This is a genomic window from Cedecea sp. NFIX57, from assembly GCF_900177785.1.
Lineage (GTDB): Bacteria > Pseudomonadota > Gammaproteobacteria > Enterobacterales > Enterobacteriaceae > Cedecea > Cedecea neteri_C.
The window spans coordinates 41,413-57,403 of the sequence record NZ_FXAS01000006.1 but is presented as its reverse complement, the minus strand read 5'-3'; the positions used below and the strand labels follow the sequence as shown (position 1 = coordinate 57,403).

The window sequence follows — 15,991 nt, the reverse complement described above, 5'->3', positions numbered from 1 at the left end:
CCTCCTGCCGCTAAACACTCTTTGACATCATCTTGCGATGCGTATGCACTGACATCATGATGCCAAACCCGGCCATCAGCACGATCAACGCCGAGCCGCCATAGCTTATTAACGGCAGCGGAACCCCCACCACAGGCAAAATACCGCTCACCATACCGATATTCACAAACACATAAACAAACAGGATCAGTATCAGGCCGCCGACGACCATCCGCCCGAAGAGCGTTTGAGCCTGAGCCGCGATGATTAGGCCTCGCATAATCACCAACAGATACAGCGCAAGCAGCACCAGAATGCCGATAAAGCCCAGTTCCTCCGCAATAACGGCAAACACAAAATCGGTATGCCGCTCCGGTAAAAACTCCAGCTGAGACTGTGTGCCATGCAGCCAGCCTTTCCCCACCAGGCCGCCAGAACCAATCGCGATTTTTGACTGAATGATGTGATAACCCGCCCCACGTGGATCTAGCGTCGGATCCAACAGCATCATGATGCGTTCGCGCTGGTAGTCATGCATAAGAAAGAACCATAGCACCGGAATGAAAATGGCCATCAGCACGGCGGCTGCGGCGATAATTCTCCAGCTAATCCCCGACAGGAACAGCACAAAAAGACCGGATGCCGCCACCAGGATGGCGGTGCCGAGGTCAGGCTGCATCGCAATAAGTAAGGTAGGCACAAAAATGATCGCCAGGGCAATGGCCGTCTGTTTAAGCGACGGTGGGCTCGGATTCTGATTGATAAATCGGGCCACCATCAGCGGAACGGCAATCTTGGCAATTTCCGAAGGCTGGAAGCGGATAATGCCGAGATCCAACCAGCGCTGAGCCCCTTTGCTGATTTGCCCGATGCTATCGACCAGCAGCAATAAAATCACGCACAGGGCAAAAAGCCAGGGCGCGGATCTTTCGTAGAAGCGCGGAGTGATTTGCGCCATGGCAATCATTACAATAAGCCCCATCGCGATCTGCCCGGCTTTACGCTCCATCATCCCGGTATCCTGGCCGCTGGCGCTCCACATCACAAAAGCGCTGTAAGCCAGCAACAACATAATCAACAACAGCAGCGAGGGATCAAGATGAACTCGTGCCCAACACATTCTTTTCTGATGAATATTTTCCATGTAATACCTCTGCAGCCGTGAGGTAATTCAGTTCGGATTAGCCTGGTGATATCCGTGTATTAGTTCGAGCTGCTAACGATAGAGTAAGTGTAGGTAGCCGGTATTATTTTTTTATCTACGGAAGAGACTAATCCAATAGCCATTGCCTCACTGGGAGAATAGCCCGTGAGGTTATACTCGCTATGCAATATTTCGGCTATTTTGGCTTCATCAAGTTTTGTACATGCACGATACGTTTTTTTAAACATTTCATTGAAACGACGGGTTTCTTTTTCAAGATAAGTCACATCAGCGGGCCTTAAATCCCCGCTGTGTGAAATAGAAGCCGGGTGCAGAAATAAGCTACCATCCGGTAATGAACGCCTGTCATCTGCGGCACAGAACATGATCGTTGCCGAAGAGCCGACGGTAGACATGGCCACGGTTGTGACGGGGATGACGGAGCTTCTGACGGCCGCAGCCGCCATCAGGCCTGCGTCCATATCACCGCCATAGCTATTTATATATAAATAAATTCTCTCTACATCATTATTTTTATTAATTTCATCAAAGACGCTGACCAGCCTCGACACGGCAGACGTTTGCATTTCTCCCGAGTAATAGATTTTGGCGATTTTATTTTTATCTTCAACAGACTGCGCTGCAGCAAATGAAACATACGAAATTAACACGGTCATGATCAGGTGTATTATGGCTTTCACATCTCTCTCCTTGATAAATTTTACGTCACACTCCATTTTTTCACAGCTTATAATATAGTGTTGCAAAAGCAAGGTGTTTTATATCCGGAGTTTAAACAAAACGTTAATGTAGAAGTAAAAAGAAGAAAACATATAAAAACAAAACAACCCTCTGTAATGACTAACAATATTAACCAGTTCTATAAACCTCCGTTATAAATGATTGCGCTGTAAAGCCGGAGGGGCATCGGTTCTCTACCAGGCCGCAACTTCATAGCAGCAATAACAGAAGAAATTGAATTACAGGTATTTTATTTCAGAAAACATTATTAAGCTGGCCGTAGCGACAAGATGGTCGCCAGCGGCCTGGGGGGGCTAAAGTAATAGCCCTGCAGCCGGTCACAGCCTGCCTGGCAAAGCAGCTTGAGCTGGTTTTCGTTTTCCACTCCCTCTGCCGTCACCGCCATACCCAGCGCGGTGGCAATTCGTACCGTGCCGTTCACCAACGCCAGCGCCTGCTCATCGCTGTCCACCAGGCCGGCGAGCGATTTATCAATTTTGATCGTGTCGAAGTGAAAGCGACGCAGATAGCCGATGCTCGAATAGCCGTTGCCAAAATCATCCAACGCCACCGCCATGCCCAGTGATTTCAGATTTCGAATTGCCGCCAGGGCGCGATCCGGGTTTTCCAGCACATAGCTTTCCGTCACTTCCAGTTCAAGCCGCTGCGCCGGGAAGAAAGTATCCTGTAGCACCCGGGCAACCTTATCCTCAAACTCTGGATCCCGGAACTGCGCCGGGGAAATGTTCACCGACAGGCGGAGATCCTCACAAGACGCTAAATCGCGACACGCCCGGCGGAGCACAAACTGCCCGAGAGAATAGATAAGACCGCTGGTTTCTGCCACGGGAATAAACTCATCGGGCAACAGCTCGCCTTCCGGGCGGCGTGGCCAGCGCACCAGCGCTTCTACACCGGTCATAGCCTGGCTACGCGCATCAATAATTGGCTGATACCAGACTTCAAATTCATCTCGTGCAAGACCCACACGAATGTCGTTTTCGATGGTTAAGCGACGCTCACGAACGTTATTTAACGCTGAATCATAGTAAGTTGTGCGCCCTTTTCCGGTAATTTTAGAGTGATACATCGCAATATCGGCGCGGCGGAATAGCTCAGAGCTGCTGCAGTCCACCAGCGATCCCGACGCAATCCCGATGCTGGCACTGATATGAATAGTGCTTTCCCCCACGGGTATGGGCTGGCTCAGATAATCCAGCACTGAACCTGCAAATGTCGCCGAGTGTTCCCCTGCGCGTGCGCCACCGATCATCATGGCAAATTCATCCCCACCCATGCGCACCAGCATACCGTTTTCCGGCACGCGCTCGCGTAGTGCATGAGCAATAGTCACGATTAACTTGTCGCCCTTGTCGTGCCCGTAAATATCATTCACGTCCTTAAAACCATCAAGATCGATAAATACCACGCTTTTTTCGTCGGTATCTCCCCGTTTGCTGATGGTTTCCAGCCGCTCTATAAGCGCTCGTCGGTTGGGTAAGTGACTGAGCCAGTCGGTCAGCGCGATGTTTCTCGCCTGCTTTTCTCCACGTGCCAGCTTGTACAGCCCCAGGCTACTGATGACGATAAACACCAGGATTAACACCGCCGCAAGCAACGTAATACGCAGAATGTCTGCCGAAGCGGCACGGGCAGCCTCTGCCCCAGGCTGCCTTGGTTCCCAACTTAGATAACCCAGTGTTTCACCGGATGCGCTGTTTAACGGGACGCTGGAAGAATCTGTTGGAGTGGCCGTCAGGCGCAGATTCTCAATTTGGAAGGTGTTGCCCAGCTCTTTCAGCATGAGATCGTTGATCTGACGGCCAATCACCAGGTAACGCCGCGTCGCATCGTGGACCTGAAGCCGCCCTAGCATGGGCCGGATAAGCCCAATCCCGATAAACGAAACGCCGCTTCCGGTCTGAGTGATACCGGCAAAGATTTTTTTGTCATCTCTCAGCGTTTGCGCATTTTGATACACGAGGGACTCAAACCCCTTCCCGAGTTGTGAGATGTTTTGCCCCGTCACTCGCTGCCCACGAAACGATCCCCAAAGCACATTGAACCCCTCATCCAGCACATACACTCCGTCGTAGAGGTTATTGATTTTGTAACCCGCACCCCAGGTGTTATACAGCCAGTTAACGTCCAGTTCAGGGCGGTAAACTTGATTTACGGCATCGTCCCAAACCGCATTGTCGATAACCAACGCCCACACGCGATTAACCGAGGTTTGTATGGCCCCTTGTACCGACAGTGCGCTTCGGTGTTCATCTATCTCATTGGTTTTGCTGCTGATAAGGTGAAGTGAAAGGTAGAGAAGTGAGATAACCGACACGATCAGCCCGATGCCTGCCACAAACACCATGGCAAACAATGTTCCGGCAACGGGTGTACTTTTCCAGCTAAGGAGATTACGCAATTTCAGCTCTCTTCTAAGTGAAATAACGTGGAGATTTCCGGCATTGGATTTAGAGAAGTGCTTTTACCGTAAAATAAGCGTAATACACCCTGGGGAAAGCGCTGCCCGAATAATTAACGGGCAGCGTGATGGATCAGGCAATTTTGATAATAATCATCCCCACCAATAGCAGGCTAATGCCGACCCAGCCTTTGCGATTGAGGCGCTGGCCGAAGAGGATCCAACCTGCAGCCACGGTGGCAGCAATACCAAACCCGCCCCAGAGCGCATAGGCTACGGATAACTCAATACCTTTAACCGCCTGAGCCAGGGCACTGAACGCGGCCAACACGGCCAGCAAGGACAGTACGCCGTATATCGGGCGTTTAAAACCATCAGATTGTTTTAAAAAGATATTAGCAACAATTTCCAGCACGATAGCTAATGCCAGCCACAGCGCGTGTACCCACTCAAACGACAGCATGATGTTCGCCTTTCTTTGACATTACCGGGCGTGATTTTTTTGCTCGCGTACCCGATTTAATCAACGAAATACCGACAACCAGCGTGGTCAGGCCGAGTATTTTTAGCGGTGAAATGGACTCATCAAACAGCATGACGCTGAAGACGGTAATAAACAGAATGCCGATACCTTCCCACATGGCATAGGCCACACCAAGGGCAATTTTTTTTACCGAAAACGCCAGAAAAATATAGGAGATCGCGATCATGACCAGCATAAAAATATAACCCATATTACTATCGCTAACGCTTGACCATTTCATTGATAAGGTGCCGGTAATTTCGGCAACGATGGCTAATCCCAATAAAATCCAATAAATCATGATTTCTCTCCTGACAGAGAAAATAAAGATGCAAAAAACCGACAAGCGACGTCGAAACGACGGGCAAGGGAAAATTAAAAAACCAGAGAAAATGTCAGAAGAAAGGGACTATAGCGCGTTGCGCCAGTGCTGCTCACCAGAAAGTGAAGAAGTAGACGTGATAAAAACAGAATGCTGATTGATTGAAATGCTGAACGTATTGTCCATAATATTTCCAACTTATCCGCGGTGTTGCTTCTCGTCAGTTGCGGATAGAAAATTGTCCTCAGTAGTTAAACACGGGGATTTTATACCATAATTCGGTATGTTAGCGCCTGACCTTTACACTCCTTTACGATAAGCAACAGCAAAAACACAATGTATGAAACTGTTTTTAACGTTTAAAATAACGTAATAAAGGGATGACTATTTTAACGGCGGTGTATTATTCCCCCTCCCGCACACTGGAGAACCAGCCACAATGGCAAAACCAATTATTACACTTAAAGCACTGAAAGCCGTGATTATGCTGGGCATGCTGGTCATTATTCTGGTGGGTATTAAAGCGGCCGCCGATATCATCGTGCCTTTTATTCTGGCGCTATTTATTGCCGTTATTCTCAACCCGCTGATTCGTCGCCTCGAGGGGCTGCGGGTGCCGCGCGTATTGGCCATTAGCCTGGTCATTGTCGTCATTATCCTGAGCATGGTGCTGCTGCTGGCATATCTTGGCACTTCGCTAAATGAACTGGCGCGAACCTTGCCGCAATACCGCTCTTCGCTAGTGGTCCCCTTAAAAAACCTTGAACCCTGGCTACAGCGCGCGGGAATCTCCGTTTCCGTCGATGAGTTAATGAAGTATGTCGATCCTAATGCACTGATGACGCTGGTGACCGGCCTGCTGACGCAGCTTTCCAACGCGATGACCTCTATCTTTTTACTGCTGCTTACCGTGGTATTTATGCTAATTGAGGTTCCTCAACTGCCGCGCAAACTGCAGCAACTGATGGCTCGCCCGGAAGAAGGTATGGGCGCCATTCAGCGGGCGCTGGACAGCGTCAGCCATTATTTGGTGCTAAAAACAGCCATCAGCATTGTCACCGGCCTTGTCGTCTGGGGCATGCTTGCCGCCCTGGACGTCCGCTTTGCCTTTATCTGGGGGCTGCTTGCCTTCGCGCTCAACTATATTCCAAACATCGGCTCCGTGCTGGCGGCCATCCCGCCAGTAGTACAGGTTCTGGTGTTTAACGGGCTGTACGAGGCGCTGATTGTTGTCGCAGGTTATCTGCTCATTAATCTGGTATTCGGCAATATTCTGGAGCCGCGCATGATGGGCCGCGGGCTTGGGCTCTCCACGCTGGTGGTATTCTTGTCTCTGATTTTCTGGGGCTGGCTGCTTGGCCCGGTGGGTATGCTGCTGTCTGTACCGCTGACCATTGCGGTGAAAATTGCGCTGGAGCAAGCGGAAGGCGGGAAGAGTATTGCGGTGCTACTGAGTGATATGAGTAAGTCCTGAAGATTTTGCCCCTCTCCCCAAAGGGAGAGGGCGGAAACAGCAGGTCAGGTTAGAACAGTACACAATGTATTCCCTCTCCCTTCCAGGGAGAGAGCCAGGGTGAGGGTGTTAACCGAACACCTAAGCTCGCCCCAGTCCCTCCTTCTTTGGGGGAAGGAAAAAATCACTCCGGCTCTAACTCAAAACGCTCCGCAATATACCCCAGCGCCTGAGACACACCATCCGCGCTAATGGTATGCACCACGCCGGGTTCAAACAGCGTTTCAACTTCCGCCCCGGCTTCAATTAACGCAGCGGCCGCCGCTTCACTTTCAGCCCACGGAATCACCTGATCTGCCATGCCATGAATCAACAACGCCGAAGCGTCTGCCGCTACATGATAAGGTTTTGGTGAAGCAAGACGCCCGGAAAACGCAACCACGCCCGCCAGCGGAAAACGGGAGGTAGCCAGAACATCAAGGGCCATAATAGATCCCTGAGAGAAGCCCAGCAGGATGACCTGATCTTTGCCCGGCGTTACGTCATGCTGCTTAAAAATAGCCTGCAGCTTCGCATCAAACTCGGCACGGGCCTCTACAATGCGCTGCGGGCGGTTTTGTACGGTCACACCTTCCAGGCTGAACCACTGCCAGGCATCGCCGCCGCCGTCAAAAGGTTCGCTGCCGTTCGGTGAAGCAAACAACACTTCCGGCATCACCTGTTGCACGAACAAACCTAGCCCTTCGAGATCCGCCCCGGAACTCCCTACCCCATGTAACATCACGATCAGTTTTTTCATTTCCCTGCCCTGTGCTCAAACCTGAATGAATATCCTCGCAGGCGGCTACCTTATCGTGATATCCCCCTTCACAACAAGTCAACCACCGCTAAATACGTGGCAATGTCGGACTTGTTTTTGAGCAAGTGCTCAAGTATATTTTGCGCTTGAGCAACCGCTCAAATTTGGCTTTTTTAGAGGCATTCAACATGCGCTTCACTAACCGCTGGCTGATTCTGGCGATCCTGACCAGCACCCTTTTCCTGATCATTATTGATATGACGGTGCTCTACACCGCGCTACCAAGGCTCACTCAGGCTTTAAACGCTACGGCGTCTGAAAAACTGTGGATCATTAACGCCTACCCGCTCGTGGCGGCGGGCCTGCTTCCCGGCGCGGGCATGCTGAGTGACCGCCTTGGCCACAAGCTGCTGTTTATGTCCGGATTGCCAGTATTCGGTATAGCTTCGCTTTGTGCGGCTTATTCGCCCACGGCTGAACTGCTGATCGCTTCGCGTGTTTTTCTGGCCATTGGCGCAACCATGATGATGCCAGCCACGCTCGCCATTGTCCGCCAGGTGTTCACTAACGAGCGCGAGCGGGCGCTGGCCATCGGCATATGGTCTGCTGTGGCTTCCGCCGCCGCGGCGCTTGGCCCGGTTATTGGCGGCGTGCTGCTGGAATACTTCTGGTGGGGATCAGTTTTCCTGATTAACGTACCGGTCGTCTTGCTGGTGATCGTCTTTGCCTGGTACCTGATCCCGCGGGATGCGGGGAAAGCCAGTCGGCCCTGTGATTTCACCGCTTCGCTGCTGATTATGCTCGGCCTTGTAGGTGTGATTTACGCGCTCAAGGAACTCAGCAAGATGGATGCCTCGTGGCTAACCGTGGCCGGCTCTTTGCTGGCTGGCATACTCTTTTTAACGCTGTTTGTTCGTCGTCAACAGCGTTCGGCCCAGCCGATGATCGATTTCTCGCTGTTCCGTAACCGCATGTTTGCCAGCGGCATTAGCGTGGCTATTATCACCATGATCGCGCTAACCGGCATTGAACTGGTGCTGACCCAGCGCTTACAGCTTGTTTTGGGCCTGACGCCGCTGTTAGCCGGGCTGTCGATTCTGCCGATCCCGATTGGCTCTGCCCTCGCTTCACCGCTGGCGGGCATCGTGCTGCCGCGCTGGGGCGGCGCCAAACTTATGGTCTTCGGCCTGCTGGTGACAGCCATGGGTATGACCGGCATGGCTTTGCTGGCCGATTACAGCCTGGCACCACAGCTCGCCGCGCTGTTTGTCATCGGGCTTGGGCTTGGCGTGGCGTTTACCGCCGCATCAACATCCATCATGCTAAATGCTCCGGAAGAAAAAGCCGGCATGGTCGCGGCGATTGAGGATGTCTCATGGGAAATGGGTGGCGTCCTTGGCGTCACATTGCTGGGCGGGCTGATGACGGCGGTCTACAGCGCAAGCCTGGTGTTGCCTGAAGGCCTCGTCGCGGGAAACAGCGCTTACGACAGCCTGGATGAAGCGCTGCATCTTGCAGGCTCGATGAGCACAGCCAGCGCCGGGCTGCTGAAAGAGCTGGCGCGGAACGCCTTCAACCACGCCTATCTGACGGTGATTATTTGCGCCGCAGTGCTGGTCGCCGTCAGTACCGTGGTATTGAAATATGTGCTGCGCCAGCCGGAAAAGCTGTCCAGCCAACGGGTTAAAAGCTGATAAGATGCCCCACCAGCGATTCAGATAACCGTGGAAACGTCATGAAAGAAGCACCGGACACGCTAAGAAGCAAAATCCTGAGCGGGGCCATTGAGCTGTTCATCGAGAAAGGCATTGAGAAGGTGACCACCCGCGAACTTACCGAGCGGGTGGGCATCTCGCGAAGCCACATTTACCACTACTTCAGCGACTGGCAAACGCTTTGCATTGAGGCTATGACGGCGTTTTTAATGGCCGATCTGCACAAGTTTACCGATGAAACCAAAACGTTTTCCCCGGAAGATAAGCTGCAACGTTTGATCCACACATATCTCCCTCACGCGCCGGACGCTGTCTGGCAGCTTTACGGCGCGCTGTGGCACCAGGCGGCGCACAGCAGCGTATGGGCGGAGCTTGCGCTGGTGATGACGCAAAAATGGGAAAAAGTGCTGGCCGATATCGTCGATGACGGTATTTCAGCAGGCGTGTTTAAAGCGGTGGATGCCGCCAGAGCCACGCGCCAGTTCAGCGCCCTGTTAAACGGCTATGCCGATAAACTGCTGGTCGCCTCAGCCCCCGCCGACAGGCAGCTGGCGCTGGACGACATCGACAGTTTTATTCGCTTGGTCCTGCGCGCTGGCTAAATAGCTATCCGGCGGCTGATCTCTACCACACTGTCGCTCGGCAGGCGGTAATAGTGCGTCACGTGCGTGGCGTTTCTCACCATAAACGCGAAGCACTTACGCTGCCAGCCCGGCATACCTTGCCCGTCCTCACGAGACACGATGGTTTCATGGCCCAGATAATAGGTCACGTCGTCCACGCTGAAGGCACACACCATCTCCCCTAACCTCGCCATCAGTTCAGGAATATGGGGTCTTTCCATAAAGCCGTACTGAGCGATTCCGCGCCAGTAATTCGGTGCCTGCTCCACGATCACCAGCCTTTCTCCGGCCGGTACGCGCGGGACGTTCATGATGGAAATGGTCAGCGAAAGCACCTGCTCCTGCAGCGCGTGGTTGCGTGCCACATGCCACCGCATAACCGGCGGAATACCGTTGCGCGTTTTTGTCAGAAACACCGCCGAACCCTGCACGCGCGGAACGCCACGCTCTTTCAATGCGGCGAAGAAGGTATTTACATCGATAACCTTTTCATTCACCGCGTTGGACGCCGCCGCCGCGCCACGGTGCCAGACCAGCATCGTAGTACAGACCACGGCTGCCAGCAGCAGCGGAATATAGCCGCCCTCCAGCACTTTGCTCAGATTAGCGATCAGGAAGCAGGTATCAACGATCAAAAAGCCCCCCGCCACCAGCGCACTGGTCAGTCGCCGCCACTGCCAGATATGGCGCATCGCCACATACAGCAGCCCGGAGGTCATCAGCATGGTGAGAGATACCGCAATCCCATAGGCCGCCGCTAAGTTCTCGGACGACTTAAAGAACACAGTCAGAAACAGCGTGACGCCCATCAGCAACCAGTTAATCACGCCGATATAAATTTGCCCGTAGCTCTCCGCCGCCGTCTGGCGTATGCGCAAGCGAGGCAGCCAGCCCAATTGAATCGCCTGCCGGGTCATCGAAAATGCCCCGGTGATAATCGCCTGGCTGGCAATAATGGTGGCCAACGTGGCAAGGATCACCAGCGGGATCAGCAGTGCCGGCGGGCAAAGGCGGAAGAAGATATTCTGGGTGATATCAGCCCCGGAAAGGATCAGCGCCGACTGCCCCGCGTAGTTCAGCAGCAGACTCGGGAAGACCACGCCGTACCACGACATCCAGATAGGCTTTTTACCGAAATGCCCCATGTCGGCATACAGCGCTTCCGCCCCGGTAACGCACAGAAACACGCCGCCCAGCACCATAAAACTGACAAAACCATTAGAGACGAGAAACTGCAAACCGTACCAGGGGTTAATAGCCAACAGCACGGCGGGATGCTGCGCAATCCCCCAAATCCCAAGCCCCGCAATAGAAATAAACCACAGCGCCATAATCGGCCCGAAGACTTTACCGATTTTAGCCGTGCCGAAAGGCTGCACGGCAAACAGCAACACCAGAATCGTCACCGCAATCGGCAGCACCCAGGTTTCAGCCTCAGGCAGGATCATATTCAGCCCTTCAATCGCGGAGAGCACTGAAATCGCAGGGGTAATCGCCCCATCACCGTATATCAACGCCGCGCCCAATAAAGCCGCCAGCACCACCCAACGCGAGCCTTTGTCTCTCGCCATCAGCAGCGACATCAGCGCCATAATGCCGCCCTCACCGTGGTTGTCGATGCGCATAGCAAACATCGCATACTTCACCGAGGTGATAAGGAGCAGCGTCCAGATAATCAGAGACAACAGCCCTAGAATAACCGACGGGGTCGGATCGTTGCCGGATAACAGCAGCACCGTTTTCAGGGTATAAAGCGGGCTGGTACCGATATCGCCAAACACCACGCCCAGGGCGCTTCCGGCAAGGATAAATTTATGCGGCGTTGTCCCGGAGGCTTCCGCGCCGTCCGCTTGCGACAGGTTTGTCATGTCCAGTCCTTTCTGTGATTTTTCTGGCAGTTGCCATGACAAAGTATAGAGGTGGATAAAAAACTTAAGATAAACAGTGGCAAATAAAAAGGCCTAACGGTTTCCCGCCAGGCCAAAGGTACTCCACATTAAAACACTTTTTTAATTAAAGACCATCCCACCGTCGATAAGCAGCGACTGGCCGGTCATATAGTCGGAGTCCGCGCTGGCCAGGTAAGACACACAAGCGGCCACATCTTCCGGCTCGGACAAACGGCCCAGGGTGATGCGTTTGGCGAACTCGGCGGTGCCATAGCCCAGCGGTTTGCCTGCGGCTTCGGATACCTGGCGGTCGATTTCAGACCACATTGGCGTTTTGACGATCCCTGGGCAGTAGCCGTTCACGGTGATGCCCAGCGGGGCCAGGTCACGCGCAGCGGTTTGGGTCAGGCCGCGCACGGCAAATTTGCTGGAGCTGTAAACCGCCAGTTCCGAGTTACCCACGTGGCCGGCCTGGGAGCAGGCGTTGATGATTTTCCCGCCGTGACCTTCAGCTTTAAAGGCTTTCACCGCGGCCTGAATACCCCAAATCACACCCTTCACGTTGATGTTGTAGACCTTGTCGACGATTTCCGGGGTGATCTCCTCGATAGGGGTAGAAGGCGCTACGCCCGCGTTGTTGACGATGACATCAAAACCGCCCAGTCCTTTACGGGCAGCCTCAACGGCGGCGAACACTTGATCGCGGTCGGAAACGTCTGCAGTCACCTCCAATGCGCGGCCGCCGTTGCGGTTAATTTCATCCGCTACTTCTTTTGCAGTTTTGGCGTTATAGTCAGCCACAGCGACGGCAAAGCCGTCTTTAGCCAGACGCAGCGCGATAGCTTTACCGATCCCCTGACCGGCACCGGTAACCAATGCTACTTTTTTCATCACAATATCCTTCTGTAGTTTAAAGAATTTGGCTGAGGTGCAGCTGACTCATCAACAGATGGTTGTCGCTGTAATCAACCGGAATGGCTACCACCGCCGGCCCCTTCACATCCATAGCCGCGCGTAAAGTTGGCTCCAGCGCTTCCGCGCTTTCCACCGCGAAGCCACGTGCGCCAAAGGCATCCGCGTAAGCTTTAAAGTCCACAGGCCCGAAGTTAACGCCGGACAGACGCTGGTATTTTTTCTCTTCCTGAATCGCCACCATGTTGTAGGCGTTATCCACCCAGATGATGTGCAACACGTTAGCGCCAAGACGCACCGCCGTTTCCAGCTCCATGCTGGACTGCAGGAAGCCGCCGTCGCCGGACACCGAAACCACTTTACGTCCCGGATTCACCAGCCAGGCACCAATGGCCCACGGCAGCGCTACGCCCATAGTTTGCTGACCGTTAGAGATCATCAGCTGGCGTGCGCGGAAGCTATAAAGGTAACGGGCGATCCAGATGTGGAAACTGCCCATATCGACGGTTAAGGTCACGTCGTCGTTCACGATATCCTGCATCGCCCGGACGATACGCAGCGGGTGAAGAGCAAACTGATTCAGCTGTGCGCCCCGGCGGCTTAAAAGCTCGCGCTGGTGCTGCCTGTCTACAAGAATTTCAGATGCGCGTGGGCTAAGAATCAGCGGTTTTTCAATACGGGCGGTGAGCTTGTCCAGCGTGCTGGCGATATCACCTACCAGCTCGACGTCCGGTACGTAGTTACGTTCCTCATAGGCGGGCAGTACGTCGATATGCACCAGCGTAGCATCGCCGGTGTTCCACATCGCCGGCTCGTATTCCACCGGACTGTAACCGATACAGATAACCAGGTCGGCAAGCTGCAGCAGGCGGTCACCAGCCTGGTTGTTAAACAGCCCAACGCGCCCGGCAAAACGACCAAAGTGCTGCTGATTCACCGCGCCTGCGGCCTGATAAGTGCTGGTGACCGGAATATGGCTTTTTTCCAGCAGATGGAACAACGCCGCACTGTTTTCCTGTTGGCTCGCCATCAGCCCCAGCAGGAAAACAGGGTTTTTGGCCTGCGTGATAAGCTTCGCCACATCATTAATGGCCGCATCCGGTGCGGCACCGGCTTTAACTGACCCATTCGCAGGCAAAATGCTCCCGGTTGCCGGGCCGTCGCTGATGTCCTGCGGCAGGCTGACAAAGGCGCTGCCAGGGCGGCCATGCTCGGCGGCGCGAAAAGCATTTGAAACTACCTCAGCAATCGCATCCGAAGACGGGACTTCTACCGAGTATTTCGTCACCGGGCTAAACATTGCCACGGTGTCCATACTTTGGTGTACCAGTTTGGCTTTATCGGAACGTTTTACTGCCCCGCCCAACGCCACAACCGGATCGCCTTCACTGTTGGCGGTCGCCATGCCGGTTATCAGGTTTGAGCAACCTGGACCAGAGGTGACCAGCGCCACGCCCGCTTTCCCGGTGATACGCCCGACGGCTGCCGCCATAAAGGCGGCGTTAGCTTCGTGTCGCACTGGAATTAATTCAATCGGCGAGTCGTTGAGCGAATCAAAGACCTTATCGATCTTCGCCCCAGGGATCCCAAAGACGTGCTTCACGCCCTGAGCTTCAAGCTGGCTGACCACCATGTCAGCACCGTGCGCCCACTGACGCAAAGGTTTTTTGTTATTCATGGCTCACATCTCCTCAGGGAACGCTAGTTTTCAACCGCGCGGATAGCCGCGTCGAGGTTTTCTGGGTGCAGGTTGGCGTTAAGAAATGCGCTGTCTGCCGGAAGGTCGATCATCAGTTTGTGGATCTCGCCGAAGGTCAGCACCCCCTGCTCCAGTTGATAGTCGAGCAGATGCCCGCCGCCCTGGCGGTCATCGGTAATAAAGTGTTCGTGATAGCCCGCCACGTTGATGCCCTGCATATGTTGTGGGGTACGGAACCCGACTAGCACGCCTTTACGACCGTTAAAGCGGAACACCGGCTGGTCATCCAGCACGTCCGTCATCGCGCGGTATGGCGGCTTCTGGCGTGGAACGGTGCGGGTATGTGCATGGCGGAAATGGCCGTCGATGCGCAGGGCACAAAACAGGTTATCGGAGGGAATTTTTGCGTCGATAATCTCGTGCAGCTTCTGGCGACTGGTCGTGCTGTCGATACTCAGGCGGTATTGAGGTTTAAACCAGGTCATCACCGCAAACGGAGTTTTCTGCTCTGGACTGGCTGCCCTGGCGCTGCCGTCCGACCGTAATTGATACACGTTGCTGTTGAAGGCAATCATCTCGCCGTCCAGCTCGTTAAACGTGCCCAGGCCAAAGTCACCGAGCTTCAACAGGTCGGCCATGGTGGTTTCCCCTTCATAGACGCCGCTCAGTAACGCGCTCATCAATGAAGTCTGATATATCATGTTTTCTTTATTGGCTACGGCGAAGGTCTCGACCATCTCTAAAAGACTTTCTTCGCAGGAACATAGAGTTAGATCGCTCATGGCGTCTGTCCCCTCTGGCTGAACGTTAAGAAACTTTAATTAAATGTTGACGTGATCCAGCTCACAGTTCCAATATAAAAGCCCTTCTGGTTTGAGACGTTTTTGATATGGAACTTCGCTATCTCCGCTATTTTGTCGCCGTCGCCCAGACGCACAATTTCACCCGAGCAGCCGAACTGCTGGGTATTTCACAGCCTCCTCTTAGCCAGCAAATTCAGCGCCTGGAACGTGAAGTGGGCACCCCACTTCTGCACCGCTTAACCAGAGGCGTGGAGCTGACCGATGCGGGAGAAGCGTTTTATCAGGATGCCTGCCAGATTCTGGCCCACAGCGACGCTGCGCTGGAGAAAGCCCGCGGCATTGCCCGCGGTATTAACGGCAAGCTGTCGCTCGGGATAACCAGTTCAAACGCGTTTAACCCCAAGATTTTTTCTCTACTGCGCCAGTTTCAGGCGCACTACCCGGCCATCGAACTTCGCCAGAGGGAAACCAATATGGCGGGCCTGATGCAGGAGCTGGATGAAGGCTTGCTGGATGTGGCGTTCGTACGCCTGCCCTGTGAAAGCAGCAAGCGGTTTGCGCTCAAGCTGATTGACGAAGAGCCGATGATGATTGCCCTGCACAAGGATCACCCTCTTTCAGGGGAGAAAGAACTGGACCTGCAAGCGTTAGCCGACGTACCGCCGGTGCTGTTTCCGGAAGAAGTGGCCCCAGGGCTTTATGGACTGATGTATGACGCCTGCCTGCGGGCGGGTATCGATCTGACAGGCGCCTGCCAGGCTTCACAAATTTCGTCCTCGTTAAGCATGGTTTCAGCAGGCTTCGGCTTTGCCCTTGTACCGCAATCGATGACCTGTATTGCCAGCACGAATGTCACATTCCACGTGATTCGCGGTGACCAGGTGAAAACGGACATTGCGCTGGCCTGGCGGCAGTTTGAGCGTTCCCCGTCGGTGAAACGCTTTATTCAGTTATTCGCACACTGAGG

Annotated in this window: 15 protein-coding genes; 5 read left to right on the top strand and 10 right to left on the bottom strand. The window is 53.7% G+C overall.

The genetic code is table 11. The features are described 5' to 3' along the window. Positions 1-10: 10 nt before the first annotated feature. From mrdB to mdtJ, 5 genes are all read right to left on the bottom strand, one after another. Positions 11-1,123, bottom strand: coding sequence for a peptidoglycan glycosyltransferase MrdB (mrdB, locus tag B9Y90_RS06430; protein WP_085540636.1), 1,113 nt, complete (start codon positions 1,121-1,123; stop codon positions 11-13). Positions 1,124-1,182: 59 nt separating this feature from the next. Beyond that, entirely contained in the window at positions 1,183-1,824 is a 642-nt protein-coding gene (locus tag B9Y90_RS06425) for an ATP-dependent Clp protease proteolytic subunit (protein WP_085540635.1), read from the bottom strand. Between the two features lie 308 nt (positions 1,825-2,132). Then, complete coding sequence (locus B9Y90_RS06420) at positions 2,133-4,286, bottom strand: bifunctional diguanylate cyclase/phosphodiesterase (protein WP_085540634.1); 2,154 nt, start codon at positions 4,284-4,286, stop codon at positions 2,133-2,135. A gap of 133 nt (positions 4,287-4,419) precedes the next feature. Further along, on the bottom strand, positions 4,420-4,749 hold the full coding sequence (mdtI, locus tag B9Y90_RS06415) for a multidrug/spermidine efflux SMR transporter subunit MdtI (protein WP_085540633.1): 330 nt from the start codon (positions 4,747-4,749) through the stop codon (positions 4,420-4,422). After that, complete coding sequence (gene mdtJ / locus B9Y90_RS06410) at positions 4,736-5,110, bottom strand: multidrug/spermidine efflux SMR transporter subunit MdtJ (RefSeq protein WP_085540632.1); 375 nt, start codon at positions 5,108-5,110, stop codon at positions 4,736-4,738. Before mdtJ ends, mdtI begins: the two co-directional genes overlap by 14 nt. A 28-nt stretch (positions 5,111-5,138) precedes the next feature. On the opposite strand from mdtJ, the gene B9Y90_RS26890 reads away from it, so the two are divergent. Next, the gene (locus B9Y90_RS26890; RefSeq protein ID WP_176227845.1) at positions 5,139-5,288 is read left to right on the top strand and encodes a hypothetical protein; all 150 of its coding nucleotides are present in this window, start codon (positions 5,139-5,141) and stop codon (positions 5,286-5,288) included. A gap of 282 nt (positions 5,289-5,570) precedes the next feature. Further along, complete coding sequence (locus B9Y90_RS06405) at positions 5,571-6,605, top strand: AI-2E family transporter (RefSeq protein ID WP_085540631.1); 1,035 nt, start codon at positions 5,571-5,573, stop codon at positions 6,603-6,605. A gap of 163 nt (positions 6,606-6,768) precedes the next feature. On the opposite strand, the gene B9Y90_RS06400 is transcribed toward B9Y90_RS06405, so the two are convergent. Then, the gene (locus B9Y90_RS06400) at positions 6,769-7,383 is read right to left on the bottom strand and encodes an alpha/beta hydrolase (protein WP_085540630.1); all 615 of its coding nucleotides are present in this window, start codon (positions 7,381-7,383) and stop codon (positions 6,769-6,771) included. Between the two features lie 188 nt (positions 7,384-7,571). Here B9Y90_RS06400 and B9Y90_RS06395 point away from each other — a divergent pair, with 188 nt between their 5' ends. Beyond that, a complete protein-coding gene (locus tag B9Y90_RS06395) occupies positions 7,572-9,077 on the top strand; it encodes an MFS transporter (RefSeq protein WP_085540629.1) in 1,506 nt (501 codons plus the stop codon). 41 nt (positions 9,078-9,118) lie between these two features. Continuing rightward, positions 9,119-9,700, top strand: coding sequence for a TetR/AcrR family transcriptional regulator (locus B9Y90_RS06390; protein ID WP_085540628.1), 582 nt, complete (start codon positions 9,119-9,121; stop codon positions 9,698-9,700). On the opposite strand, the gene B9Y90_RS06385 is transcribed toward B9Y90_RS06390, so the two are convergent. The 4 genes from B9Y90_RS06385 to budA form a co-directional block, all read right to left on the bottom strand. Then, complete coding sequence (locus tag B9Y90_RS06385; RefSeq protein WP_085540627.1) at positions 9,697-11,589, bottom strand: potassium transporter Kup; 1,893 nt, start codon at positions 11,587-11,589, stop codon at positions 9,697-9,699. The genes B9Y90_RS06390 and B9Y90_RS06385 overlap by 4 nt on opposite strands. A 141-nt stretch (positions 11,590-11,730) precedes the next feature. Continuing rightward, entirely contained in the window at positions 11,731-12,501 is a 771-nt protein-coding gene (locus B9Y90_RS06380; RefSeq protein ID WP_085540626.1) for a (S)-acetoin forming diacetyl reductase, read from the bottom strand. A gap of 19 nt (positions 12,502-12,520) precedes the next feature. Beyond that, on the bottom strand, positions 12,521-14,200 hold the full coding sequence (alsS, locus tag B9Y90_RS06375) for an acetolactate synthase AlsS (protein ID WP_085540625.1): 1,680 nt from the start codon (positions 14,198-14,200) through the stop codon (positions 12,521-12,523). A 23-nt stretch (positions 14,201-14,223) separates the two neighbouring features. Continuing rightward, positions 14,224-15,003 (bottom strand): acetolactate decarboxylase, encoded by a 780-nt coding sequence (budA, locus tag B9Y90_RS06370; RefSeq protein WP_085540624.1) that lies wholly within the window; start codon positions 15,001-15,003, stop codon positions 14,224-14,226. Between the two features lie 107 nt (positions 15,004-15,110). Here budA and B9Y90_RS06365 point away from each other — a divergent pair, with 107 nt between their 5' ends. Further along, a complete protein-coding gene (locus B9Y90_RS06365; RefSeq protein ID WP_085540623.1) occupies positions 15,111-15,989 on the top strand; it encodes a LysR family transcriptional regulator in 879 nt (292 codons plus the stop codon). Positions 15,990-15,991 lie beyond the last annotated feature (2 nt).